The 25,672-nt window shown below is 65.0% G+C and carries 24 protein-coding genes; 4 read left to right on the forward strand and 20 right to left on the reverse strand.

All coding sequences use genetic code 11. The features are described from left to right. The first annotated feature begins 82 nt into the window (after window positions 1–82). Entirely contained in the window at window positions 83–2,080 is a 1,998-nt protein-coding gene (locus tag BKA03_RS11170; protein ID WP_062074016.1) for an alpha-1,4-glucan--maltose-1-phosphate maltosyltransferase, read from the forward strand. A 57-nt stretch (window positions 2,081–2,137) separates the two neighbouring features. Continuing rightward, window positions 2,138–4,306, forward strand: coding sequence for a 1,4-alpha-glucan branching protein GlgB (gene glgB / locus BKA03_RS11175; protein WP_062074017.1), 2,169 nt, complete (start codon window positions 2,138–2,140; stop codon window positions 4,304–4,306). A gap of 81 nt (window positions 4,307–4,387) precedes the next feature. Here glgB and BKA03_RS11180 read toward each other — a convergent pair whose 3' ends face one another. From BKA03_RS11180 to BKA03_RS11190, 3 genes are read right to left on the reverse strand one after another with little or no spacing between them, the layout of a single operon-like run. Continuing rightward, on the reverse strand, window positions 4,388–5,290 hold the full coding sequence (locus BKA03_RS11180; protein ID WP_062074018.1) for a co-chaperone YbbN: 903 nt from the start codon (window positions 5,288–5,290) through the stop codon (window positions 4,388–4,390). Window positions 5,291–5,317: 27 nt separating this feature from the next. After that, window positions 5,318–6,298 (reverse strand): DUF8094 domain-containing protein, encoded by a 981-nt coding sequence (locus BKA03_RS11185; protein WP_062074019.1) that lies wholly within the window; start codon window positions 6,296–6,298, stop codon window positions 5,318–5,320. After that, window positions 6,295–7,227 (reverse strand): hypothetical protein, encoded by a 933-nt coding sequence (locus BKA03_RS11190; protein ID WP_062074020.1) that lies wholly within the window; start codon window positions 7,225–7,227, stop codon window positions 6,295–6,297. The genes BKA03_RS11185 and BKA03_RS11190 overlap by 4 nt, the downstream gene beginning before the upstream one ends. Before the next feature lie 129 nt (window positions 7,228–7,356). Here BKA03_RS11190 and BKA03_RS11195 point away from each other — a divergent pair, with 129 nt between their 5' ends. Both BKA03_RS11195 and BKA03_RS11200 read left to right on the forward strand, forming a co-directional pair. Then, entirely contained in the window at window positions 7,357–9,747 is a 2,391-nt protein-coding gene (locus tag BKA03_RS11195; RefSeq protein ID WP_062074021.1) for a hypothetical protein, read from the forward strand. Window positions 9,748–9,765: 18 nt separating this feature from the next. Further along, window positions 9,766–10,176, forward strand: coding sequence for a hypothetical protein (locus BKA03_RS11200; protein WP_062074022.1), 411 nt, complete (start codon window positions 9,766–9,768; stop codon window positions 10,174–10,176). Window positions 10,177–10,187: 11 nt separating this feature from the next. On the opposite strand, the gene BKA03_RS11205 is transcribed toward BKA03_RS11200, so the two are convergent. From BKA03_RS11205 to prfA, 17 genes are all read right to left on the reverse strand, one after another. Continuing rightward, window positions 10,188–10,949, reverse strand: coding sequence for an alpha/beta fold hydrolase (locus tag BKA03_RS11205; protein ID WP_062074023.1), 762 nt, complete (start codon window positions 10,947–10,949; stop codon window positions 10,188–10,190). Continuing rightward, window positions 10,946–11,671 carry an alpha/beta hydrolase gene (locus BKA03_RS11210; protein ID WP_238579377.1) on the reverse strand — a complete coding sequence of 242 codons (726 nt, stop codon included), beginning with the start codon at window positions 11,669–11,671 and terminating at the stop codon, window positions 10,946–10,948. Before BKA03_RS11210 ends, BKA03_RS11205 begins: the two co-directional genes overlap by 4 nt. Window positions 11,672–11,687: 16 nt before the next feature. Next, window positions 11,688–11,999 (reverse strand): Rv1322 family protein, encoded by a 312-nt coding sequence (locus tag BKA03_RS11215; RefSeq protein ID WP_083971062.1) that lies wholly within the window; start codon window positions 11,997–11,999, stop codon window positions 11,688–11,690. Window positions 12,000–12,098: 99 nt separating this feature from the next. Further along, on the reverse strand, window positions 12,099–13,544 hold the full coding sequence (locus tag BKA03_RS11220) for a GH1 family beta-glucosidase (RefSeq protein WP_062074025.1): 1,446 nt from the start codon (window positions 13,542–13,544) through the stop codon (window positions 12,099–12,101). Window positions 13,545–13,609: 65 nt separating this feature from the next. Then, window positions 13,610–14,305 carry an endonuclease NucS gene (gene nucS, locus BKA03_RS11225; RefSeq protein ID WP_062074026.1) on the reverse strand — a complete coding sequence of 232 codons (696 nt, stop codon included), beginning with the start codon at window positions 14,303–14,305 and terminating at the stop codon, window positions 13,610–13,612. Window positions 14,306–14,316: 11 nt separating this feature from the next. Further along, window positions 14,317–14,574, reverse strand: a complete 258-nt coding sequence (locus BKA03_RS11230) for a F0F1 ATP synthase subunit epsilon (RefSeq protein ID WP_062074027.1) — start codon at window positions 14,572–14,574, stop codon at window positions 14,317–14,319. A 3-nt stretch (window positions 14,575–14,577) separates the two neighbouring features. Beyond that, complete coding sequence (atpD, locus tag BKA03_RS11235) at window positions 14,578–16,104, reverse strand: F0F1 ATP synthase subunit beta (protein WP_083971064.1); 1,527 nt, start codon at window positions 16,102–16,104, stop codon at window positions 14,578–14,580. A gap of 17 nt (window positions 16,105–16,121) precedes the next feature. Further along, entirely contained in the window at window positions 16,122–17,015 is an 894-nt protein-coding gene (locus BKA03_RS11240; protein WP_062074028.1) for a F0F1 ATP synthase subunit gamma, read from the reverse strand. 3 nt (window positions 17,016–17,018) lie between these two features. Next, window positions 17,019–18,668 (reverse strand): F0F1 ATP synthase subunit alpha, encoded by a 1,650-nt coding sequence (gene atpA / locus BKA03_RS11245; RefSeq protein WP_062074029.1) that lies wholly within the window; start codon window positions 18,666–18,668, stop codon window positions 17,019–17,021. Between the two features lie 52 nt (window positions 18,669–18,720). Beyond that, complete coding sequence (locus tag BKA03_RS11250) at window positions 18,721–19,533, reverse strand: F0F1 ATP synthase subunit delta (RefSeq protein ID WP_083971066.1); 813 nt, start codon at window positions 19,531–19,533, stop codon at window positions 18,721–18,723. Window positions 19,534–19,536: 3 nt separating this feature from the next. Beyond that, complete coding sequence (locus BKA03_RS11255) at window positions 19,537–20,100, reverse strand: F0F1 ATP synthase subunit B (protein ID WP_083971068.1); 564 nt, start codon at window positions 20,098–20,100, stop codon at window positions 19,537–19,539. Beyond that, window positions 20,100–20,339, reverse strand: coding sequence for a F0F1 ATP synthase subunit C (gene atpE, locus BKA03_RS11260; protein WP_062074031.1), 240 nt, complete (start codon window positions 20,337–20,339; stop codon window positions 20,100–20,102). Before atpE ends, BKA03_RS11255 begins: the two co-directional genes overlap by 1 nt. 34 nt (window positions 20,340–20,373) lie before the next feature. After that, a complete protein-coding gene (gene atpB, locus BKA03_RS11265) occupies window positions 20,374–21,174 on the reverse strand; it encodes a F0F1 ATP synthase subunit A (protein ID WP_062074032.1) in 801 nt (266 codons plus the stop codon). Window positions 21,175–21,256: 82 nt separating this feature from the next. Continuing rightward, window positions 21,257–22,975, reverse strand: a complete 1,719-nt coding sequence (locus BKA03_RS15575; protein ID WP_083971071.1) for a Cg1360 family ATP-synthase-associated protein — start codon at window positions 22,973–22,975, stop codon at window positions 21,257–21,259. Next, window positions 22,972–23,634 carry an L-threonylcarbamoyladenylate synthase gene (locus BKA03_RS11275; protein WP_083971072.1) on the reverse strand — a complete coding sequence of 221 codons (663 nt, stop codon included), beginning with the start codon at window positions 23,632–23,634 and terminating at the stop codon, window positions 22,972–22,974. Before BKA03_RS11275 ends, BKA03_RS15575 begins: the two co-directional genes overlap by 4 nt. A gap of 88 nt (window positions 23,635–23,722) precedes the next feature. Continuing rightward, window positions 23,723–24,586 (reverse strand): peptide chain release factor N(5)-glutamine methyltransferase, encoded by an 864-nt coding sequence (gene prmC / locus BKA03_RS11280; protein WP_062074034.1) that lies wholly within the window; start codon window positions 24,584–24,586, stop codon window positions 23,723–23,725. Beyond that, on the reverse strand, window positions 24,586–25,671 hold the full coding sequence (prfA, locus tag BKA03_RS11285) for a peptide chain release factor 1 (protein ID WP_062074035.1): 1,086 nt from the start codon (window positions 25,669–25,671) through the stop codon (window positions 24,586–24,588). The genes prmC and prfA overlap by 1 nt, the downstream gene beginning before the upstream one ends. Window position 25,672 lies beyond the last annotated feature (1 nt).

Here is a 25,672-nt window from a genome sequence, read left to right on the forward strand (position 1 = left end):
GCCGGGAGTCGGACGCCTCATGACTCCCACCGCTGGCCTGCCCGTCTTTGATCGCACCACCGAAGGCGGGTAGGTTCGTCTTATGGAGCGAAGCGTCGAGGCTTCGGTGGGCCGAGTGCCCATCGTGAATGTGCAACCGTCTCTCGAGGAGGGGCGTTGGCCCGCCCGGGCCGTCATAGGCGAGGCCGTTCCCATCTCCGCAACAATCTTCAGGGAGGGGCACGATGCCGAGGGAGCGACCGTCGTTGTCACCGGTCCCGACGGCAAGTCTCACTCGTTCCCGATGCCCCTCAATGACTGGGGAAACGCACTCTATGTCGCGCAATACTTGCCGACCAAGGAGGGCCTGCACTCGTTCAGGGTCGAGGCCTGGTCGGATCCGGTCGCCACGTGGCTGCACGCGGCGGAGGTCAAGATTCATGCCGGTGTCGACGTGCAACTCATGCTTGATGAGGGCGTGAAGATCCTCTCGCGAGCCCGAGACGAGGTTCGTCGGCCTCCCCGAGCGCGTGAGGCGCTCACGGAGGCGATTGCAGTACTCACGGATGGGCGCACGCCGCCGGATGACCGCTTTGCGGCCGCAGCATCCGACAAGGTCAGGGATATCCTCCACAAGGCTCCGTTGCGCGAATCCGTGACCTCGTCGCGCGAGTATCCCCTGCTCATCCAGCGCGAGAAGGCGCTCGTCTCGGCTTGGTACGAGATCTTCCCCCGGTCCGAGGGCGCCAAGCTCAACACGCGCACCGGTGAATGGAAATCGGGCACCTTCGCTACGGCCGCCAAGCGCCTGCCCGCGATTGCGGATATGGGCTTCGACGTGGTGTACCTCACGCCCATTCACCCCATCGGCTCGACGTACCGCAAGGGGCGCAACAACTCTCTCGCCGCCAAGCCAACGGACCCCGGCAGCCCGTACGCTATCGGCGCCGCCGAGGGTGGCCACGACGGCATTCACCCCGATCTGGGGACGATGCGATCGTTCAAGACATTCGTCTCCACCGCTCGCGACTTGGGCCTCGAGGTGGCGCTCGACTTCGCGCTCCAATGCTCGCCAGACCACCCATGGGTGACGACGCATCCCGAGTGGTTCACCACGAGGCTCGACGGCACCATCGCGTATGCGGAGAACCCCCCCAAGAAGTACCAGGACATCTATCCCCTGAACTTCGACAACGACCCCGAGGGTATCTACCAGGCAATTCGTGCGGTACTTGAGGTATGGATGGCCGCGGGCGTAACGCTCTTTCGCGTCGACAACCCGCACACCAAGCCCCTCACCTTCTGGGAACGCCTGCTCGCGGACATCGCCAGGACTCACCCCGACGTGATCTTCCTGGCCGAGGCCTTCACGCGGCCCGCAATGATGCACACGCTCGCCAAGATCGGATTCCACCAAAGCTATTCGTACTTCACGTGGCGCCCCACCGCCGCCGAAATGGGCGAGTACCTCACAGAACTGACCGGTCCGTCGTCCTTCTTCATGCGCCCAAACTTCTGGCCAACAACCCACGACATCCTCACGCCGGACATGCAGCGCGGCGGTGCGCCGTACTGGAAGATGCGCGCGGCGCTGGCCGCGTCGGGAGCCCCGTCATACGGGATCTACACGGGCTACGAGTTCATCGAGTCCATCCCCCGGCCAGGCGTCGAGGAACAGATCGACAACGAAAAATACGAGTACAAGCCCCGCGCCTGGTCGCAAGCGGACGAATACGGAATGGTGACTCTCCTCACGACTCTCAACCGCGTGCGGCGCCAACATGTCGCGTTGCGCAGGTTGCGGGGGCTGACCGTCCACCCGACAACGAACCCCAACGTGCTGTGCTTCTCGAGGCACGTGAGCGCCGAGGAGTCTCCCAACGGCAAGGCCGACACCGTCATCGTTGTCGCCTCCTTCGACCCCTATGTGACTCACGACGCGATCGTCACGCTAGACATGACGGCCATCGGCCGCCATGAAGAAGACCGAGTGGTCGTGAAGGATGCGATCACCGGCGACAACTACACGTGGGGAAGCGAGTTTTACGTGCGACTCGACCCCTCACTCACGCTGGTCCATATCGCGCCGATAGAACCATGACGACGATCACCACCAAATCGGAGGCTGTCCGTGGCTCGTGACATCGATGCAACTGTAATGGCGGATATCCTGGCGGGCACCCACCACGACCCGCACACGATCCTTGGCCCCCACGTTGAAGGCGCCGGCGTCATCGTGCGCGTCCTCCGCCCTCTCGCACGCTCCATCAGCATCGAGACCCTCGAAGGAACGTTCCCAGCGGAGCATGTCGAGGACGCGCTGTGGCAGGCCTTCCTGCCGGGAACAGAGGCGCCCGACTACAGGGTGCACGTCACCTACGACGGTGACCCGGTGACGACGGACGACCCCTACCGCTTCTTGCCGATTCTGGGCGAGCTGGACCTTCACCTCATCAGGGAGGGGCGCCACGAGCGCCTGTGGGACGCACTCGGAGCGCACGTGCGCACCTTCCCTTCGGTGCTTGGCGAGGTCGCGGGCACATCCTTCGCGGTGTGGGCGCCGAACGCTCGCTCGGTCCGCGTGATCGGGGACTTCAACCACTGGCAGGGAGTCGGCCACGCGATGCGGTCTCTCGGGGCTTCCGGCGTGTGGGAGCTCTTCATCCCGGGCGTCGCCGATGGTGCGCACTACAAGTTCGAGATCCTCGGGAAGGACGGCCACTGGAAGCAACAGGCCGACCCCATGGCCAGGCGTACCGAGGTTCCCCCCAACACCGCGTCGATCGTCACCGCGAGCAACCACGAGTGGTTGGACGAGGCCTGGCTCACGGACAGGGCCAAGCACTCCGCACACGACAGCCCCATGTCGATCTACGAGGTACACCTCGCGTCGTGGCGACAGGGCCTGAGCTATCGCGAACTGGCCGACCAACTGGTCGACTACGTGAGGGACATGGGCTTCACCCACATGGAACTGATGCCCGTGATGGAGCACCCCTTCGGCGGCTCGTGGGGCTACCAAGTGACGTCGTACTATTCTCCGACCGCGCGCTTCGGAACGCCGGACGACCTGCGCTACCTCATCGACCGCGCCCATCAGCAGGGGATCGGCATCCTCCTGGACTGGGTCCCAGGCCACTTCCCCAAGGACGCTTGGGCGCTCGGGCGCTTCGACGGCACCCCTCTTTATGAGCACCCCGACCCGTTGCGCGGTGAACAGCCCGACTGGGGAACGTTCATCTTCGATTACGGTCGCGCCGAGGTGCGCAACTTCCTCGTCGCGAACGCGCTCTACTGGCTGCAGGAATTCCACGCGGACGGGCTTCGCGTCGACGCCGTCGCGTCGATGCTCTACCTCGACTACTCCCGCGAGGCGGGCCAGTGGCGCCCCAACATCCATGGCGGTCGCGAGAACCTCGACGCCATCGCCTTCCTGCAAGAGGTCAACGGGACCGCGTACAAGAACGTGCCAGGCATCGTGATGATCGCCGAGGAGTCGACCGCATGGCCGGGAGTCACCGCGCCCACCTCCCACAACGGGCTCGGTTTTGGGCTCAAGTGGAACATGGGCTGGATGAACGACACCCTGCGCTACGTCGCCGAGGAGCCGATCAACCGCTCGTACCACCATCACACGGTGACGTTCTCCCTGATGTACGCGTTCTCGGAACACTTCCTGCTGCCGCTGAGCCACGACGAGGTCGTGCACGGCAAGGGCTCGCTCTACGAGCGCGTGCCGGGAGACAAGTGGCAAAAAGTTGCCGGGCTCAGGTCGCTGTATGCCTACCAGTGGTCACACCCCGGCAAGAAACTCCTCTTCATGGGGTGCGAGTTTGGGCAGGTCTCGGAGTGGTCGGAAGGCCGCTCGCTCGACTGGTGGCACACCGATGACCCACTCCACGACGGCCTTCGCCGACTCGTCGGCGACCTCAACGCCGTCTATCGGTCATGCCCGGCATTGTGGAACCGAGACGACGACCCTGCCGGATTCCGGTGGATCGACGCAGACGACGGCGCTCACAACGTCATTTCGTACGTGAGGTATGACCACGAAGGCAATCCGATCGTGGTAGCCGTGAACTTTGCAGGAGTGCCCCACGAGGGCTACCGACTCGCTTTCCCTCACGGCGGCGTGTGGGACGAGACCCTCAACACCGATGCCACGATATACGGAGGTTCGGGAGTGGGCAATCTCGGCAGGATCGAGGCGACAGGTTCCTCCCACAAGGGTTTCGAGGCATCGGCTTCCGTACGGCTCCCACCGCTGGGCGCCGTGTACTTCAGGCCTGCCGTCCCGCAGTCGGCCGCCCCGCAGACGGGCGACTAGCAAGCGGCCGTCCCGTGAGGCGCCGTCTAGCGCTGCAGGGACCCTCTAAATAGTGAGTGCGCTCACTCGTTGAGAGTGCTACTAGTTGAGTGCGCTGGCCAGCACCTTGCGCGCGGTAGCCACGCGCACGTCCGTTGGACCCACGACCTCAAAGAGATCCACAAGACGCAACCGGGCGCGATCGCGATCGTCGCCCGTCGTCGATACGATCACGTCGAGCAGTCGCGCGAACGCATCCTCGACTTGGCCACCGAGAATGTCGAGATCCGCGACGGCAAGCTGAGCATCGATGTCGGAAGGTGCATCAGCTGCGGCCGCTCTCACGACCGCCGGATCGGCGTCACGAGCTCGGGCAATGAGGCCCACTTGCGCCCTGCCAGCGCGCGCATCGGCATCGCGAGGGTTCTCCTTCAGGGCCTTGTCATAAGCCGCGAGCGCGCCGCCAAGATCGTCCCTTTCGATGGCCTCAAACGCCTCTTGGTGCAGTGGCGGCAACGGCGCCTCCGCCGGAACGTGCCCCGCGTCGGCCTCGGCCGAGGGTGCCCCGGACACGTCCATTCCGGCCTGCCTGGCGACCTCGACGACCTGAGCGAACACGCCACGAATTTGAGAGTCGTCTGGAGCTCCCTGGAAGAGCGGCACGGGTCGCCCGGCGACCAAGGCGAGCATCGCGGGGACCGCCTGAATTTGGAAGGCCCCAGCGAGTCCCACCTCGATGTCGACATCGACGGTCACAAGCAGCACCGAGTCGCCGTATTCACGGACGATGGCAGTGACCCTCGCGGTCAGATCGGCACACTGCGGCTCTAGCGACGAGCACAACAACACGAGAACCGGCCGACGCTGGGACTCCTGGACGAACTGGCCAGCGTTGGTCTCGGTCATCGTCTGGGGCGCGCCTGGCGCACCCGTTGCGGGGGCGTTTGCCTTGGCGGCAAGCGACGCAAGGTCGACTGCCCCTGCAAACGGTGTGGATGCGTTCATAGGCTTTTCCCTTCGCTCGTAGTGGGGTTATTCGGGCTTGACCGATACGAGGTGGTGTTCCGCGGCAACCACCGAGGGAATCTGGTTCAGACCAGGGGCAGGCACGGACAGCACGACAAGATCGCGGTACAAGTAGGTCGCCTTGTCGACGATAGTTCCCTGCACAAGCGGCGCGTCGCGATCGGAAACCTTCAGCGTCGCCCCGCTCACCGAGAAAGACGATGAGATCTGCACGGGCGCAAACACGAGCGCCCCTCCGTCTGACGTCGACAACACGTAGGTTTGCGTGAGGTCTGGCTGGACGGTGTCCACGTAGGCCCCTCCCGCCGATGCCGCGGCCGACGCAAGAGCCGTGCGAGCCGTGAACAACTGCTGGGAGTAGCTGTCTGGAGTGAAGTCAGCGGCGAGTTTGCTATCGGCGCCCTGTCGCAGAAACTCGACGTAATTCTCGAGTGCGGCACGGGGAGAGGGATCCACGCCCGTCTCGCCTAGAGCCAACTGCGTCGCCCCGTCAACGGACCCTGCCATCGCAGGAAGAGTCGCTCCCGGAATCATGTGAGCCCACGCCCTCAAGGTGTACGGGACCTGTATCGAATCCTGGACCCACAAGTACACCACCGGGGTCAGTTTGTCCGAGGGAGAATCAGAAACCGCCGCGAGCACCCGGGGCCACGTCTCCGCGTTGGACACGTAGACGCCTTGAACTCCAGACGGTAGGTCCGATACGGGCGCGTCCGCCACCGCCTTCGCCACGGCATACTCGGCGGCGCGCACCGCAACGGCGTCGCCTTCAAAGCGTGCGTCGAGAAGCGATGCGTCTTGCGCCTTGTCGGCAACGGCAAGGACCGTGAAGGTGTCGTCAATGATCGACTTCGCCTGGGTATCGAGGAGAGCGGCCTTGGCTGCGGGCGAGGGTGTCACGCCGACAATCGGCGGCGCGGCGGCGCACGCAGATAGAGAAAGCGCGGCCGTAACCAGGGCGGCCGACACGAGAATGGAGCGCCTCATGAGACACCTCCTTCTTCCGTGGTCGGTTCAGCGGGGGCGTCCACGTCCGTTTCGTTGACCGCAAGCGGACCGTCGTCATTCGATCCGAGTGGTTCCGGGTCATCGAGAACGACGTCAGGCAGGGACGAACCCGCTAGCCTGCGCTCGCGGCGTGACCCAGGATGGACCGATTTCTCGCCACTGCTCTTGGACCTTCCGCGTAGCCATGACTCCGCGCGTTCCTGGACCGGCCTCGTGTCAATGAGTCCAGACAGTGCCGCAACGGCACCAAGAATCGCGAGGACGCCACCAATCCAGATGAGGGGATTGATCCACCCGTCGTTGACCTGTCGCACCGCGCTGAACTCCACGCTGCCCAAGTTCGAACCATCTTCTGCGTACACGACCAGCACTTCGCCCGGAGCAACAGCCCCAACGGCGAGGGAGACTCGATTGACGCCCCTCCAGGAGGACCGCCAGTCGTCCGTCGATCCGTAGTCGACGCTCACCTTGGTGTCGCCCGGCTGCGCAGTTGCGTTGGCAGTCGGCGAGGGGCTTGGTGAAGCAGCCGGGGTCGCTTCGGCAGTGGCGCTCGGCGACGGACTTGGAGACGGGGTTGGAGACGGCGGCACAAACCCCGACTCGGTGCGGGTGGCGAGACCGTCCCAACCCATGTAGCCGGTCACGTAGGTGGCCGAGTGGCGCTTCAGCCAACTCGCGGCATCTGCGGCACGTGCGGTGTGTGCCTCGATGCCCCCATGTGCGTTCACCGCGATCCGGTCAAGCCCCTGGAGCGCGATGACCTCGGGGCCGATAACGACCACCGGCGTATTGACCGAAGCCGTGGTCACGACCTCGCGGTCGGGTCTGGCGTCGTTGGCGACAAGCCCCGCGATGAGCATCAGCAGGCCAAGTACACCCGCGATAATCGCTGTGGTGCGTAGTGTCACGTCGAATTCTCCGTTCGTCGGCGTACAGTCTAGGAGACAACGCTCATGACCCTCCGTTTGTGGCTTTGTTTCCCCCGGGTGCCCCTACTAGTGTGGGGTGACGCTGAGGCCCTGCGATGAGGAGAACCGATGGCCGACGATTTGCTTCCTTTCCCCGTCGCGATGCGTGGATACGACCGCGATGCGGTCGCTGCGCACGTGAAGAGGCTTGAGGACTCTGTCGCTCACGAGCACGCTGAAGCAGACAAAGCACGCAAGCAGGCGGCCGAAGCACGCGCAGCACTCGACAATGCCAAAGAGACTCTCAGCGAGAGCGACCAGCCGACGTACAAGGGGCTCGGGGCACGCGTTGAGCACCTGCTGAGGTCCGCAGAAGAGCAGTCGGCTGACGTTGTCAACCGCGCCAACACGCACGCTCAGGACACGATCGCACGCGCCAACGTCGCCGCACAGCAGCTACGGGCACGCGCCGATAACGAGGTTTCGGAGATCCTCGCCCAGTCCCGACGCGAGGCCGAGGAGATCAAAACGTCGGCGGAGGCCGAGGCGCTCTCGACGCGTGAGGCCGTCGAACGCCAGTCAAGCGAATTGCTCGCGAAGGCCAACCGCGAAGCCGAACGAATTGCGTCGTCGCTCGACGCCGAGGTTTCCGAAAAGCGCACTGGCGCCGAGCGCGAGATTCACTCCCTGCGCGCCACCGGCGAGCGTGAGATTACCGAGCTTCGCGTGGCGAGCCAACGCGAAGCGACGGAACTCGTTGAAGCGGCTCGCGCCGAGGCCGACAGCACCCTGTCCGCAGCGCGAATCGAGGCCCAAAGGCTCCGCGACGAGGCCCAGCAGGCGCTCGCGGCAGCGGGAGTCGACGCAGCACAGCTCGCTCAAGATGCAGCCGACCAAGTTGAATCGGCCGCCACCCAGGCCGCAAACGTCGTCGCCGCCGCCACCGACGAGGCCACAGTTCTTCAGCGCGAAGCCGCGGCCATCAGGGCCGATGCCGACAAGCAGGCCGCTTCGGCACTCGCCGCAGGCAAGCGACAGGCCGCTCAGGCGCTGTCGAGCGCCCAATCCGAAGCGGAAAACCTCAAGGCGGAGGCCGCCCAGCACCACGCGGCCACCCTCTCCGCCGCCGACGAGTTCTACTCCGCGAAGGTCACCGAGGCAGATCGCTACCACCAGGAACGCACCTCAACGGCCGATCGCTACTTCTCCGCCAAGACCGCCGAGGCCGACGAACTTCATGGGGCGAAGGTCACCGAGGCAGACCGCTACTTCTCCACCAAGACCGCGGAGGCCGACGAGCTTCATGGGGCGAAGGTCAACGAGGCAGACCGCTACTTCTCCGCCAAGACCGCCGAGGCCGACGAACTTCATGGGGCGAAGGTCACCGAGGCAGACCGCTACTTCTCCACCAAGACCGCGGAGGCCGACGAGCTTCATGGGGCGAAGGTCAACGAGGCAGACCGCTACTTCTCCGCCAAGACCGCGGAGGCCGACGAGCTTCATGGGGCGAAGGTCAACGAGGCGGACCGCTACTTCTCCACCAAGACCGCCGAGGCCGACGAACTTCACGAGGCAAAGGTCGCCGAGGCTCATCGCGTTCACACAGAACGCACTACCGCCGCAGAGCGCTACTTCTCCACCAAGGTGGCCGAGGCCGACCAGTACCACGGCGCAAGGTTCATCGAGGCCGACCAGTACCACGCGGACACGACCGCCGACGCGGATCAGTACCACGCCGAAACCAAGGCGGCGGCAGACCACTACGACGCACAAACGCGGCTCCGGACAGACAACGACACGACCGACCTGCGTAAGCGCGCGGAGGCAGACGCGGCGAGCCTGCGAGCCCAAGTCGCCGCCGAAATCAAGCAACTGCGCGAGCAAGCGGGTGCCGAAGCGGCCTCGTTGCTGGAGCAAGCCAAGGGCGAGTCGTCGACGACGCTCGACGCGGCGAAGTCCGAGTCCGAGCGTGTGCGCGGCGATGCCTTCGCCGAAGCGGAGGCCGCAAAGGAAGACGCCCGACGCACGCGCGAGGACCTGCAGGTCGAGGTTGCTCAGCGTCGCGAGTCCTCCCAAAAGGAGCTGTCCGAGCGCCACGCGGCCGCCAAAGCGGAAACGGACGCCATGGTGGCCGAGGCCCGCACGCGTGCGGACGACGCGGAGGCGCGACTCGCCGAGGCCCTCGAGCGTGCCGAACAGGCCCGTCGCGATGCGGAGGAGCACGCGCGCACACTTCTCAGCAACGCGAGGCACAACGCGGACGACATTGTCTCCGGCGCCCGCGAGCACGCGGAGACGATCATCTCCGAGGCCGTGACCGATGCCGAACGCGAGCGCTCACTCGCGAACAAGGAGGTCGACGAACTCAATACGCAGCGTGAGTCGATCACCTCCTACCTCGACGACCTCCGGTCGTTGCTCTCGGCAGACCCGATCCACAACCTCGCGGCTGCATCCAAGCTGGTGAAGGACCGTGCGGCGAAGGATGTCGCGGTCGAGCCAGCTGAAGACGAGCAATGAGCACGGCAGAGAAGTGTTGTGACAGAGGAACGCGATAGGAACGCTTTCGAGTTGGCGGCGCGCCTCGACAGGCTTCGCGACTCAGAGAACGCAAAGGCCGCCGTTCTCATCCAGGGCTTCGCTCGCGACGCTCACGCTGCGGGGATCCTTCCGGAGCGGCTCTCTGCGCGCCCCTACTCGGGCCGCTCGATGATGCGCACCAACATCACCGGTTGGTACATCAAGAGGGACCACAGCGTCGGGATCAGCGTCGATGGACACTTCTATTTGCTCCACGCTCCGGGTGGAATCAAGGAGCGCCTCAGGGGCGTGACTCTGGAGCCCTCGCCTGCGCCCCTGGAGATCGGCAGGGGCGCTAGGGACGGGGAATCGATGCCGTTGACCGAGTCCCTTGCGAAGCGGCTCGCGGCAGGCAACGGCGGCTACTAGTCCGGCTCGCGCTACTCGTTGGCCGCCGTCGCCAGCGCGCCGATGAGGCGCGCAACCGCCTCGGGAGCCTCCATGGCCAGCAGATGGCCTGCGGCGCCGATGCGCGTGAGTTCGACGCCGAGCGCGTCGGCCATCGCCGCGGCATCGTCGTCCGATGTGAGGCCGTCCTGGTCACCCCTCGCAACGAACGCGGGCACGTCGGCGCCGCGCAGAACCTCGAGCCGGGACGGACGTGAGGCCATGGCCAATTGACACCAGGCAACGCCTTCGCCTCGCTGGCGCGCCACGTTGGCCGACGTCGAGTGCACAAGCGACTCTCTCTCGCCGCTGAAGGCCCCCAGGAGCCCGCGAGCGGTGTCCTCGGGGTCCACTAGGCCATCGTGCGCCATCGCCGCCGTGGCGGCCTCGAGGCGCCGCGCCTTGGTTGCGTCGGAATCGGCGACGGCTCGCGTAGCGAGCAACCCGATCCCTGCCACGGCATCGGGGTGCCTCTCGAGAATCGCCATGGCGACGTAGCCACCCATCGAGCAGCCAACCCACAACGCATCTACCGATCCGGTCGCCTCACGCATGGCCGCGACTGCCGCATCGGCGATGAGTTCGAGTGAGGGGTCCTCTTCAGTCGCGGGCATCTCGCCGATCCCGGGCGGGTCGAACGTGATGATGTCGCCGACGGGCGCATCGAGGACCGCCAGCAGTGGCTCCCACTGCTCACTATCGAGAGGGAACGCGTTGAGGAAGACGAGCGGGACGTTCGCGCTTCGTGCGGTCATGAGGGGCCTCCAAGGGCCGTGACAAACTCGGTGGGCACGGTCGTGGGAAGTGGCCCCGCACCCGGAGCCACGGCGTCGACGATGTAGTCCAGAACAATTCTGACGTACTTCTCCCCCACCCACAGGTGCTTGGCTCCAGGGACCGCAATCACGCGAGCTCCGGTGAGCGGCGCGAACGCGGGAACGGCAAGCTCAGGCGGCAGATAGTCGTCGTACTCGGGAACAAGAACCGTGACGGGCTTGCCGCTCCTCGCCCAGCCTTCGAGGTTGGGCGCGGTGGCGCGGCTCAGTGGTGGGGACAGGAGGACCGCGCCCTCGACTTCCATCTCCGCGCCGTACATCAGCGCGAGCTCGGTCCCGAAGCTCCACCCGAGGAGCCAACGGTGGGGCAATCCCCTGTCAACCGCAAAGCTCACCGCAGCCCGCACATCGGCGGCTTCGCCCACTCCCTCGTCGAACTGGCCCTCAGACGTTCCGCGCGGAGAGGACGTGCCGCGCGTATTGAATCGCAACACGGCGATGTCGGCGAGCGCGGGAAGGCGCCATGCGGCCTTGCGCAAGACGTGCGAGTCCATGAATCCGCCGTGGGTGGGCAGCGGGTGCAAGGTGATCAGGGTGGCGGCGATGCGACCGGAAGCGGGAAGAGCGAGCTCTCCTACCAAGGTGAGTCCATCCTCAGTGACGATCTCGATCTCTTCGCGATGCGCGGGTAGCACCGTCATGGCACCGATCTCGGTGTCAGCCACGTTGCCTCCCAAAGGTTTCCCAGCAGTTCCTGTGCCAGTGTCGCCGCTCGTCACTCGCGACCTCTGCACCAAAGATCCCGTCCGCAGCCCAGGCCACGACGTGTTGCAGACTGCCGGGGATGTCGCGGCCGCAAGCGGGACAGGTATAGACCTTTTCGGAAGGCCGCGGCACCGCAACGAGGTATTCCTCGCCACCCGGACCGGTCTCCCGGCGTGCCCCGAAACTGCCTTGGACCCTGTCCAGATCAAGTTCCTGATGCGGTTGCCCGTAGGGGCGCTTGGTGGAGCGTCTCTTCGAGGGCATGGTTCGAGTCTACGAAAGGTGTCGGCACGCGCTGACCGCTTGTGGGGGAAAAGGCGCCGGCGCCGCGCCCGAGGGGGGGGTGGGTGCGGCGCCGGACATTTAATAGACCCGTGGGGGCGTCTCTGGTAGCAACTCTACCCCCACAACGGGGGTAAGTGCACGGTTTGCAATGGTCTCGGCGTACCAATACGCGGAATCCTTCCAAGTCCGGGCCTGAGTGTTGTAGTCAACCCTCAATAGACCGAAGCGCTTGGAGTATCCGTAGGCCCATTCGAAGTTGTCCATGAGGCTCCACGCCATATAGCCGCGGATGTCGGCACCCTCCGCAACGGCAAGTAGGAGCGCCTCCATGTGGTCGTGGAGATAGGTGTAGCGGTCTGCGTCACGGATGCGTCCGTCCTCGCTGACCTCGTCCTGCCACGATGCGCCATTCTCGGTGACGATGATGGGGAGCCCAAACTCTCGGTGCATGCGCATGAGGTGCGCGTGGAATCCGCTGGGGTCGACGTTCCAGTTCATCGTGGTGCGCTTGCCAATGAGCGGCATGAACTCGACGTCGTCAGCCCCAGGCCAACAGCGGTGGATCGTGGACTTGTGACCGTCTTCTCCCGAATTGCTCGGCGGACCCGCGTGGTGCCTGACGATGTGGCTCGAGTAGTAGTTGACGCCGACGAGGTCGAGAGTGCCCTTGATCGCGTCGAGGTCGCCGTCCTGCACGAAAGACCAGTCGGTGAGATCCGACGTGAAGGCCATGAGATCCGCGGGGTACTCGCCCACCGTGAACGGGTCGATGAAGATGCGGTTAGCCAGTGCGTCGATCTTCTCCGACGCCTCGACGTCGCGGGGGTCCGCCGGGTTCCACGGACGAGGCAGGTGAGAGTTGAGCACGATGCTGACCTTCGCGTCGGGCTTGACCTCCTTGATCGCCGCGTAGGCCAGGCCATGTGCAAGGTTCAGGTGGTGTGCCGCCGCGAGCGATACCGCGGGTTCGCTGCGGCCGGGCGCGTGGGCTCCAGACGAGTATCCGAGGAAGGCGGTGCACCACGGCTCGTTGAAGGTCGTCCAGTAGGTGACGCGGTCCTTGAATTCCTCGACGGTGCGGCGCGCGTACTCGACAAAACGATCGACCGTCGCACGCTCGGGCCAGCCTCCCAGGTCTTCGAGCGGCTGGGGAAGGTCCCAGTGGTACAGCGTCACCAGGGGCTCAATGCCATGCTTCTCGAGCTCGTCGAGGATGCGGTGGTAAAAGGCAAAACCCTCGTCGTTGAATTCCCCATCACCCGTGGGGCGAATGCGAGGCCACGCCATCGAGAACCGGTACGCGGTCAGGCCCAGATCGGCCATCGCCTGAATGTCGTCGACGTAGCGGTGGAAGTGGTCGCATGCCACGTCGCCGGTGTCGCCCTCAAACGTGAGACCGGGAGTGTGCGAGAACGTGTCCCAGATGCTCGGGAGCCTGCCGCCCTCGGCCACCCCGCCTTCGATTTGGTAGGACGCGGTTGAGGCGCCAAAGAGGAAGCCGTCCGGGAACTGAGAAGAGGTCATGGCGGAGAGTCTACCGAAACGTTTCGATTCCGGTGTCCGCTCGCGGTTGGGCGCCTGGGCGATCCCTAAAACAGTCTGGTGTGGGCGTTGTCGATGCCACGCATCGCGTCGTAATCGAGCACAAGGCAACGGATGCCCCTGTCCTCGGCAAGCACCCTTGCTTGGGGCTTGATCTCTTGGGCCGCGAACACGCCGACCACGGGAGATAGGAGCGGGTCCCTGTTCAGCAACTCCAGATAGCGAGTGAGCTGCTCGACTCCGTCGATGTCGCCCCTGCGCTTGATCTCCACGGCGACGGCCCTGCCGATCGCGTCCCTCGCCAAAATGTCGACGGGGCCGATCGCCGTAGGGTACTCCCTGCGCACGAGCGTGTGGCCCGCACCCAGCACGACAATCTGTTCCGCCATGAGCGCCTGCAGGTGAGCCTCGACGCCATCCTTCACGAGGCCAGGGTCGACCCCGAGTTCGTGCTCGGTGTCGGCAAACACCTCGTAGAGATCGATCTCCAAGCGGTCGTCCGTCTTGTCGTGCTGAACGACCCACCGCTCCACTACACCCACGCCGTCGGCGTCGTCCACGTCGCCGACGACGCGCGTCGTGCACGGAGGGCTCATCCAGTTGAGCGGCTTGTACGAGCCGCCGTCTGAGTGCAGGAGCACCGAGCCATCGGCCTTGACCATGATGGCCCTGGTCGCGGTCGGCAGGTGCGCGTTGAGCCGGCCCGAGTATCGGGCGGAGCAACGCGCGATGACGACCCGCACGGCGCGGTGCGCTAAGCGGTCGCGACGGGTTCGGCCACGATCGTGACGACGTCGTGGTCAAACGAGATGAATCCGCTCAGGACGTCGATGAAGAGGTCTTCGCCACCCAGCTCGACGACCTTGATACGCCCAGCCGCGAGCACCGAAAGGATCGGCTCGTGACCCGGCAGCAGCCCGATCGAACCCTCGACGCTCGGCGCGCTGACGAACGACGCCTCACCGACCCACAGCGTGCGGTCGGGGGCGACGATGTCGACGGACAGCGCCATAAACTAGCTCATCTCCTTTTGGATGCGAGCCCAGTTCTTCTCGAGGTCTTCCAGACCGCCGATGTTGAAGAAGGCCTGCTCCGAGATGTGGTCGTAGGCGCCCTCCGTGATGGCCTTGAACGCCGTCACGGTCTCGTCGAGGGGAACGGTCGAACCTGGCACGCCGGTGAACTGCGTCGCCATGTACGTGTTCTGCGACAGGAACTGCTGGATCTTGCGCGCACGGGCCACGATGATCTTGTCCTCTTCGGACAACTCGTCGACACCCAGGATCGCGATGATGTCCTGGAGTTCCTTGTTGCGCTGCAGGATCGACTTGACCGAGTTGGCGGTCTCGTAGTGGTCCTTGCCCACGTAGCGCGGGTCGAGGATGCGCGACGTCGAGGCGAGCGGGTCGACTGCGGGGTAGAGGCCGCGCGAGGCGATCTCGCGGCTGAGTTCCGTCGTGGCATCGAGGTGCGCAAACGTCGTGGCGGGGGCGGGGTCGGTGTAGTCGTCCGCGGGCACATAGATGGCCTGCAGCGACGTGATCGAGTGGCCACGCGTGGACGTGATGCGCTCCTGAAGCTGACCCATCTCGTCCGCCAGGTTGGGCTGATAACCCACGGCAGACGGCATGCGGCCCAGCAGGGTCGACACCTCGGAACCCGCCTGCGTGAAACGGAAGATGTTGTCGATGAACAGCAGCACGTCCTGCTTCTGCTCGTCGCGGAAGTACTCCGCCATCGTCAGCGCAGACAGTGCGACGCGAAGACGCGTGCCCGGCGGCTCGTCCATCTGGCCGAACACAAGCGCGGTCTGCTTGATCACGCCGGACTCGGTCATTTCCGTGATGAGGTCGTTGCCCTCACGGGTGCGCTCACCCACACCGGCGAACACCGACACGCCGTTGTGGTTGTTGGCAACGCGGTAGATCATTTCCTGGATCAGGACCGTCTTGCCGACGCCCGCGCCGCCGAAGAGGCCGATCTTTCCACCCATGACGTAGGGCGTGAGCAGGTCGATGACCTTGATGCCCGTCTCGAACATCTGCGTCTTCGACTCGAGCTGGTCGAAGGCCGGCGGCCTGCGGTGGATGGGCCAGCGCTCGGTGATCTCGACCTTCTCGCCGGGCTTGCCGTTGAGGAGCTCGCCCGTCACGTTCCAGACGTGACCCAGGGTCACGTCGCCGACGGGAACCGAGATCGGCGCGCCGGTGTCAACGACGATGGCGCCGCGCACAAGGCCATCGGTCGGCTTGAGCGCGATCGCGCGAATCATGTTGTCGCCGAGGTGCTGTGCGACCTCGAGCGTCATGTGCATGACGCCCTCGTCCTCGCCCTGCGCCCTCAGGTCGATTGTCGTGGTGAGCGCGCTATACATGTCTGGCAACGCATCGCCCGGGAATTCGATGTCGACGACGGGGCCGATCACCCTGGCGACGCGGCCGGTAACGACCGCATCGTGCGCGGGCGTGGCCGAGGAACCCGAACGGCTCGATGCCGGCTTCTTCGCTGCGGTGGTCGCCGCGGTCTTGGCGGTGGGAGTCATGAGGTGCTCTCTTCCGGTCAGGAGGCGGCGAGCGCGTCCGCGCCCGACACGATCTCGCTGATTTCCTGGGTGATTTCGGATTGGCGCGCCGAGTTGGCGAGCCTGGTGTACTTACGCACGATGTCTTCTGCGTTGGTGACCGCCGTGTTCATGGCGGACTGGCGGTTGGCAAGCTCGGATGCTGCGGCCTGCAACAGGCAGTTATAGATGCGCGACTCGATGTAGCGCGGCAGCAACTCATCGAGAACCTCTTGGGCGTCCGGCTCGAACGCATAGAGCGGCGAAATTTCGTCGCCGGGATCGACCACACCCTCCACGATCTCCAGAGGCAGCATGCGGATCACGCGGGGTTCTTGGCTCACCATCGACGAGAAGTGGGTGAAGACGATGTGAAGCTCACACACGCCGCCCTCGTCGACTGGAGCCAAGAACGCGCGCAACAACTCCGCCGCGATCTCGTTCGCCACCGCGTGGCCGGGAGCGTCAGAGTCCCCGGTCCAGCGACCCGCAAGTTCGCGGTTTCTGAAGGTGTAGTACGACACTCCCCTGCGACCAGCGGCATACTGCACCACTTCATGGCCCTCAGCCTCGAGGCGCTCGCGAAGACGCTCGGCCTCACGAATGGCGTTGGCCGAATAAGCCCCCGCCATTCCACGGTCGGCGGTGATCACGAGCATGGCCACCTTCTTGGTGTCCGACCGATCGCTCGTGAGCGGGTGCTTGACATCGGAGTGAGCCGCCACCGCAGAAATTGCCCTCGTAATGGCGTGCGAATATGGAGCCACAGCGGTCACCCTGGCGCGCGCCTTCCCGATGCGGGAGGCTGCGATCAGCTCCATTGCACGGAAGATCTTTTTGAGCGACTGGGTCGACCGGATCTTCTGCCGGTAGACACGCTGCTGACCACCCATGGCTTACTTCTTCGCGGACTTCGCTGAACGCTGGGCGACGATCTGTGCCTGTTCAACCTCGGCGTCGCCACCGCCCTCAATCGCCGTGTCGGTGGTGAGTGCGGCGTTCGCGGAGGTGAGGAACGTCGTCACGAAGCTGTCGACCGACGTGTGGAGTTCGGCCTCATCTTCTTCAGACAACTTGCCTGTTCCGGCAATGTGGTCGAGTACCTTGGTCGACTGGCGCAAGTGGTCGAGCATCTCGCGCTCAAACCGCAACACGTCACCGAGCTCGATCTTGTCGAGCTTGCCTTTGGTACCGGCCCAGATCGAGACCACTTGGTCCTCAATGGGGTACGGCGAGTACTGGGGCTGCTTGAGGAGCTCCATGAGACGAGCACCACGAGTCAACTGCTGGCGGCTGGCCGCATCGAGGTCGGATGCGAACATCGCGAAGGCCTCGAGCGAACGGTACTGAGCCAGGTCGATCTTGAGCGTTCCCGAGACCTGCTTCATGGCCTTGATCTGGGCCGAACCACCCACGCGGGATACCGAGATACCCACGTCGACCGCGGGGCGCTGGTTGGCGTTGAAGAGGTCCGACTGCAAGAAGATCTGGCCGTCGGTGATCGAGATGACGTTGGTGGGAATGTACGCCGACACGTCGTTCGCCTTGGTCTCGATCACCGGAAGACCGGTCATCGAGCCAGCGCCCAAGTCGTCCGACAGCTTCGCACAACGCTCGAGCAGGCGGGAGTGGAGATAGAACACGTCGCCCGGGTATGCCTCGCGGCCCGGCGGGCGGCGCAGTAGGAGCGACACCGCACGATATGCCTCGGCCTGCTTCGACAGGTCGTCAAACACGATGAGAACGTGCTTGCCGTCGTACATCCAGTGCTGGCCGATAGCCGAGCCGGTGTAAGGGGCGAGGTACTTGAAGCCTGCGGGGTCCGATGCTGGCGAGGCGACGATCGTCGTGTACTCGAGGGCGCCTGCCTCCTCGAGCGCTCCGCGAACGGCCGCGATCGTCGAGCCCTTCTGACCGATGGCCACATAGATGCAACGCACCTGCTTGGTGGGGTCGCCCGTTTCCCAGTTGGTCTTCTGGTTGATGATCGTGTCGATCGCGATCGCGGTCTTACCCGTCTGGCGGTCGCCGATGATCAACTGGCGCTGGCCGCGGCCGATCGGGATCATGGCGTCGATCGCCTTGAGACCCGTCTGGAGCGGCTCGTGCACGGACTTGCGGAACATCACGCCGGGCGCCTGGAGTTCGAGCGCGCGCCGGCCCGTGGTGACCAACTCGCCGAGACCATCGATCGGGGTGCCAAGCGGGTCAACCACGCGACCCAAGTAGCCGTCACCCACCTTGACCGACAAGACCTCACCTGTGCGATACACAGGCTGGCCCTCTTCAACCCCGGTGAACTCACCGAGGACCACGACGCCGATGTGGCTCACATCGAGGTTGAGCGCGAGGCCCAACGTGCCGTCCTCAAAGCGCAAGAGCTCGTTCGCCATGACACCAGGCATGCCCTCGACCTGAGCGATGCCGTCGCCCGCGAGCGTGACAGTGCCAACCTGCTCGGAAATGGCGCCCTTGGGCTCATACGACTTCACATGAGCGTCGAGGGCGGCCCTGATTTCATCGGGGCTGATCGTCAACTCGGCCATTCTTGTCTCTCCTGTCGATGCCGCGCTAGGCGCGAGCGTCATACGTCGGCGGTCAGCCGACAAGTCGTCGTCGTGCGTCGGCCAGGCGGGAGACGACGGTGCCGTCAACCACCTCGGAGCCAACCTGGATCTTGATTCCGCCAAGCACCTCAGGGTCAACGGCGACGTTGACCTGCATGTCGTGGCCGTACGCATCCTTGAGAATCGATGCCAAACGCGTCCGTTGCGCCGCACTCAAGTCCACGGCTGCGGTCACACTCACCACCATGAGGGCACGTCGTTCGGCCGCGGCCTTTACAAGGCCACGCACCGCGCCGAGGAGTCTCGCTCCGCGCGGAGCACTCACCTTGCGGGCCACGAGCGCGTAGGTCACTGCGTGGACCTTGCCCTGGAGCACGTCTCGGAGAACGCCCACACGACCCTCACCAAGCGCCGCACGGTCACCGAGCGCACTCAGCAGACTGCGATGAGCCACCAGCTCACGCTCGACCAGGAACAACTCCTCCTCGACCGTGGACAGGACGCCCAATGACTGGGCACTCGCCAGCAAGGCAAGGACGCCCGCATCCTCGAGGGACGTGCTCAGGTCGGCTCCGGCGGCCCATCGGGCAGTCACGAGGTCCGAAATGACGGTCACGACTCGCGGGTCGTACTTGGCGAACAGGGACGAGGCCAGGTCGGCCTTGTCCGAGGCGTCACGCGCTGGGTCGGTGAAGGCGCGAAGCAGAGAGCCGGATCGATCGAGCGCATCGACCGCCGCGAACAACTCGTCGGCGAGGCGCACTCCCTCCTTGCCCGCGGCCGATGCCACGGGGTCGAAGGCACGAAGCACCTTGTCTCGCGCTAACTGACTCGACCCTCTCATGTGTTACGCCTTCGCCTTCGTGGTCGACTCGAGCTCGTCGAGGAATCCGTCAATCACGCGCTGCTGCCTGGCGTCGTTCGTCAGGGCCTCCCCCACGATGCGCGAGGCCAGTTCGGTGGCGAGCCCCGCAATATCAGCATGCAACGTCACAACGGCCTGCTGGCGTTCGGCGGCGAGCTGCTTGAGCGACGTCTCCGCGATGCGCTCGGCGTCGTGGAAGGCCTTCTCCCGACCATCGGCGATGATCTGGCCCGCCTCGTGACGAGCATCCTCGCGAATCCTCGCCGCCTCGGCCCGCGCCACACGCAACTGAGCGGTGTATTCCTCAAGCGCGGCCGCGGCCTGAGCCTGAGCCTCCTCGGCCTTCGAGATGCCACCCTCGATCAGTTCGGCGCGCTCGTCGAGCACCTTCTTGAAGGTAGGCAACACGTAGTAGTACATCGCACCGCCGATGAGCAGCAGGACGACGATCGACCAGAAGATGTCGTACATCTCCGGCAAGAAGATGTTGTGCGGCTGAGCGGCCGCATCGGAAGCCGCCGCAGCGACCAGATGGTTGCTCAACATCACGGGAGGAAGAACGGCGTCGCGATACCGATCAAGGCAAGGATCTCGATCAGACCCACACCGATGAACATCAGGGTCTGCAGGCGGCCAGCCATCTCGGGCTGACGTGCGGTGCCCTCGACAACCTTGCCGATCAAGATGCCCATGCCGATGCCGGGGCCGATTGCCGCGAGGCCATAACCAATCGTGTTCAAGTTGCCGCTGAGGGCAATATCACTCAACGCCATGATGTCTGCCATGGTGTTTCCTTTCGTGTCCAGTGAGCCTGGACGGTTAGTGTTCTTCCGCCAACGCCATGTTGATATAGACGGCGGACAATATCGTGAAGATGAAAGCCTGCAGTATCGTGACGAAGATCTCCAGCGTCGTCATGAAGATCGAACCCACGAACGTCAGCGCGCCATAGCCGTAGTTGAAGCCATTGGCAGCCGTCACCCAGAAGTAGTCAGTGGCGGCATAAGACAACGCAAGCAGCAAGTGCCCGACGATCATGTTGATCATCAACCGGATGGTGAGCGCTCCCGGACGGATCACAAGCGTCTGCAGCCCGTCGACGACCGCAATGAGCGGCTTCAGCACAAGCGGAACCCCTGCAGGGAACAGTGACAACTTCGCGTACTTGACGGCGCCGTGGCGACGCACTCCTGCGTGGATGTAGACGATCAACACCGTCAGCGCGAGCAGCATCGGCATGGCGATGATGCCGGTCGAGGGGATGTTCAGACCGGGAATGATCTCAGTGAAATTGAATGCCACCAGACTCACGAACATGATCGTCAGCATGGGTGCGTACTTGCGCCCGTCCTTCTCTCCGAGCACGGCGTCCACAATGGTCGTGCGCACGAAGGCAAAGATCATCTCGACGATGCTCTGGCCGCGGCTCGGCACCACCTTGGCGTTGCGCGCGGCAAGCATCAGTAGCGCCACCAAAACCACGGCAATGACGACGCGCACCAGCATGATGCGGTTGAACTCGGCGAACGTCCCACCAAACCAGATCGGGGTCGGGAAAAAGTCGGCAATCGACGGACCGTGGAAGCCACCGCTGCCTGTATCCGTGGCAAGACGAAGCATAGGCCAGATAGGCAGCACAAACACTCCGGGGGCTGGGGCCCCGGGTGCACGCCACGGGGCCAAGACGGTTCAGGATAGGATCTTAGCGTACCTCATGGTCCCGGGTCGCCGGGTCTTGATGGTCCCGGGCCGCCGGGTCTTGATGGTCCCGGGCCGCCGTCTCCGGACGGACGTAAGGAATGCGTGCTTTGACCACCGCGACGATGTCGATAATGAGCGCCGCCACGGTCCCACCGAGCAGCACCGCACCGAACAGGGGCTTCAGGAGCCAGTCTTGATGCTGAGCCGCGATCACCGCGGCCAAAACCAGGATGAACTTCAGCAACCAGGTGCCCACCACCCAGGTGACGAAGGCCATCGGTCCTCGACGCGCACCCTGCCAGGCGGCGATCTGGGTGGTCAGGCTGAACACGGCCGCGACCACCACAGCCGCCACCGCGCTGACCGCTCCGCGACGTCCGTCGATGACCGCGCCGAGCACGACTCCCACCACCGCGATGATCGCCAACGCGACCGCCGACCATCTCGCGGCGGTCCGGTAGACCAGCGCATCCTCATGCATTGAAGCCTCCTGGGCGGTGGGTGTCCCCGCCTCCGTGTCGATGCGTGGCTCGGCTCCGCGGACGGGTGCCTGCGAAGTCCGGGTGTGCGTCTCCAGGGTCACCCTGCGTATGGGCTCAGATGCTACCCCGACGCCACGCCATATGTACCACGCCAGGCGTCTGAACGCCGGGAAGAACGTGGTCACCGTGGCGACGAGGAAACCGGCCACGAGTAGCCCAACCGAGTACCGGGGCTGCAGAAACACCATCGACACGGTTCCGAAGGCGAGAACAGCGGTCCACAGCCACAACACCGCGACGGCCCAACGGTGTGAGTGCCCAAACCGCAGAAGGCGGTGGTGAAGGTGATGGGCATCCGGCTTGAAGGGCGACTGTCCCTTCCCGAGTCTGCGAATGAACGCCAGCGCCATATCGATCAGTGGCACGGCGATCACGGCGAGCGGCAAGAGGATCGGCAAGAACGCGGGAATCTGCTCGCGTCTGCCCAACACGGCGGTATCAATCTGGCCGGTCACGGTGATGGCCGCCGCGGCGAAGACGAGCCCCAACACCATCGACCCCGAGTCACCCATGAAGATGCGCGCTGGGTGGACGTTGTGCGGGAGAAAGCCGAGACATGCACCGACCATCACGGCCGTCATGACGGTGGCGAGCGACGAATAGTCGCCCGGCGAGGCACCCCGCGCAAGGAAATACGTGTAGACCATGAAAGCGGTGCCGCCAATGGCGACCACTCCGGCTGCGAGCCCGTCAAGGCCGTCAACAAAGTTGACGGCATTAATGGCCACAACGACCACGACCACCGTTGCGATGAGAGACAGGTAGCTGTCGCCAATGGTGCGCCCGCCAATCGGCAGGGCGACGAGTTGGACTCCTCCCCACGCCATCAGCAGCGCGGCGAGGATCTGGCCCGCGAGTTTTGCCATCCAGTCGAGGTCCCAGATGTCGTCGGCAACCCCCACCGCGCACACCAGTGCGGCACCACCGAGAACCGCCCACGCACCATGCGAATTCTCAAAGACCCTGTTCAGAAAGGGAATCGTCGACGCCACGCCAAGCCCGGCGGCGAGGCCAAGGAAGACAGCAACCCCTCCAAGTCTCGCGGTCGGCACCACGTGAACATCGCGAGCACGCACGGCCGTCACCGCGCCGACGCGAATGGCGATGTGCCTCATCACGGGGGTCGCCACGTAGGTCACGAGGGCCGAGATGACGAGAAGCGCGAGGTATACCTTCACTCGGCATCCTCGGCAGATTCAAAGGCGTCAATACCTACCACCTCGACGAGCCTGTCCCAACTCACTCCGCCGTCTCTCAAGACGCGCAGCGCGGGCCCCGTGGCATCGACGATCGTCGAAGCGACGCCGAGCGGACTGTCGCCCGCGTCGAGATACACCGACACCGCCGAGCCGAGTTGTTCGCGCGCCTCCTCGGCGCTCGTGGCCGCGGCCCTGCCCGTGAGGTTCGCGCTCGTCACGGCGAGTGGCCCGGTGCGAGCGAGGAGAGCGAGTGCGGCCTCATGGTTAGGCACGCGTAGCGCGACGGTGCCTTGAGTCTCGCCAAGGTCCCACGCAAGGCTCGGCTGTGCGTGCAAGATCACGGTGAGCGGCCCCGGCCAGAAGGCGTCCATCAGGGCGCGTGCCGCGGTTGACACATCGCGCGCGAGGCCGTCGACCGTGCGCACGGAAGGGATGAGGACGGGCGGCGGCATCTGCCTGTCGCGGCCCTTGGCGGCGAGCAATCGCCCCACCGCATCCGGCGAGAACGCATCCGCGCCGACGCCATAGACGGTGTCGGTGGGAAGGACTATCGCCTCGCCGCGAGACACAGAGTGGACGGCCGCATCAAGCGACGGTCCCCAGGTGGCGGGGTCGAAGGCCGGCAGGATCACGCGCACCAGTCTGGCACGCCGACCAACACTTGACGGGCGGCGGCGCCGGGTTGCCCGTGTCGAGCGCCTGCCACGGTGGACCGTAGTTGGACGGTTACCTGCGTCGCGCGACGAGCATTCGATCCCGCCCGGTCAGGTCGGCGCGAGTCTCGATCGACTCGAACTCGCCCGTGCGGAGCGCGAGTTCCCTCGTCGGAGCGCCTTGAACGTCCGCGTGTTCCATGACGAAAAGCCCGCCGGGACGCAAGAGTCGAACGGCGGCGGCAACCACGGCGCGCGGCACGTCAAGGCCGTCTTCTCCTCCGCCAAACAGCGCGGAGGGCGGGTCATAGTCGCGAACCTCGGGGTCGATCGGGATTGCTCCCGCGGGAATGTATGGCGGGTTCGATACGAGCACATCGACGCTGCCGTCAAGGTGGGCGAGCACGCCAGGGTCAGTGACGTCGCCGTGGCCGACGGTGACGTTCGCCGCGTGGGAGGCGTCGGCATTGATGGTCGCGAGTTGGACGGCATCGAGTGAAGTGTCTACCGCGTGAACCACTGCTGTGGGGACCTCGGTGGCCACCGACAGGGCGATGGCTCCTGTTCCGCAACACAGGTCGACGACGAGCGGCCGACGGCCCGTCGCCGCCATAGCCTCAGCCTCATCGATCGCCACTTGAGCCACCACTTCCGTCTCGGGGCGCGGCACGAAGACGCCTGCGCGCACCTGGAGAGTGACGTAGCGAAAGACCGACGAGCCGAGGATGTGCTGGAGAGGCTCGCGGGCCTCGCGCCTGGCCAGGAGCGCCTCGAAGCGCCTCGCCTGGTCGGGGCCCACTTCTACCTCGCCTACGGGGATTCGATCGACGTCCAATGCGAAGGCGGCGAGTTCTCTCGCGTCGTGATCGGGAGAGGGCACCCCCGCGTCGGCGAGGCGCTGCGAGGCGTCCGCCAAGAGGGAGCGCAGGTGCGGCACTAGTCCTCGTGGGCCGCGAGGCGAGCGGCCTCGTCGGTGTCGATCGCCGACTGAATTACCGGACCCAGGTCGCCCGCGAGCACGTGGTCGAGGTTGTACGCCTTGTAGCCCGTGCGGTGGTCCGCGATGCGGTTCTCGGGGTAGTTGTACGTCCGGATCCGCTCAGAACGGTCGACCGTGCGGATCTGCGACTTGCGGATGTCGGAGGCCTCGGCGTCGGCCACCTCGCGCTCCGCAGCAAGCAAGCGGGCGCGCAGGATGCGCAGCGCGGACTCCTTGTTCTGGAGCTGGCTCTTCTCGTTCTGACAGCTCACCACGATGCCGGTGGGCACGTGAGTCAGGCGCACGGCCGAGTCTGTCGTGTTGACGGACTGGCCACCTGGACCTGAAGAGCGGAAGACATCGACGCGGACGTCGTTCATGTCGAGATTGACCTCGGTGACCTCTTCGACCTCGGGGTACACGAGCACTCCCGCAGCGGAGGTGTGGATGCGACCCTGTGACTCGGTCGCGGGCACGCGCTGTACGCGGTGCACCCCGCCCTCGTACTTGAGCTGGGCCCAGACGCCGTCCTCCGGGGCAACCGTTCCCCTGGACTTGATGGCCACGGAAATATCCTTGTAGCCGCCCATGTCGGTCTGGTTGGCCTCGAGCACCTCGGTCTTCCAACCCTTGTGCTCGGCGTACTTGAGGTACATCTTCAGCAGGTCGCCTGCAAACAGCGCCGACTCCTCGCCACCCTCGCCAGACTTGACCTCAAGGATGACGTCGCGGGCGTCGTCGGGGTCGCGCGGAATCAGGATGCGACGCAGGGTCTCCGTTGCCTCTTCAACCACCGCCTCGAGGGCGGGGACCTCCGCCGCGAACTCGGGGTCCACGGCCGCCATACCCTTGGCCGCTTCGAGGTCGTCAAACGCGGCGGCCCAGACGCGGTGCGCCGCGACGACGCGGCCGAGTTCAGCAAATCGGCGGCCTAGGGTGCGCGCACGTCCCACGTCGGCGTGAACCGCGGGGTCGGAGAGCTCATGCTCTATTTGTGCGTACTCCTCCAGCAGGGGCTGGACGGCTGCGAATGCTTCGGCCACG

Origin of the sequence: Demequina lutea, assembly GCF_013409005.1 — a bacterium.
GTDB classification, from domain to species: Bacteria; Actinomycetota; Actinomycetes; order Actinomycetales; family Demequinaceae; genus Demequina; species Demequina lutea.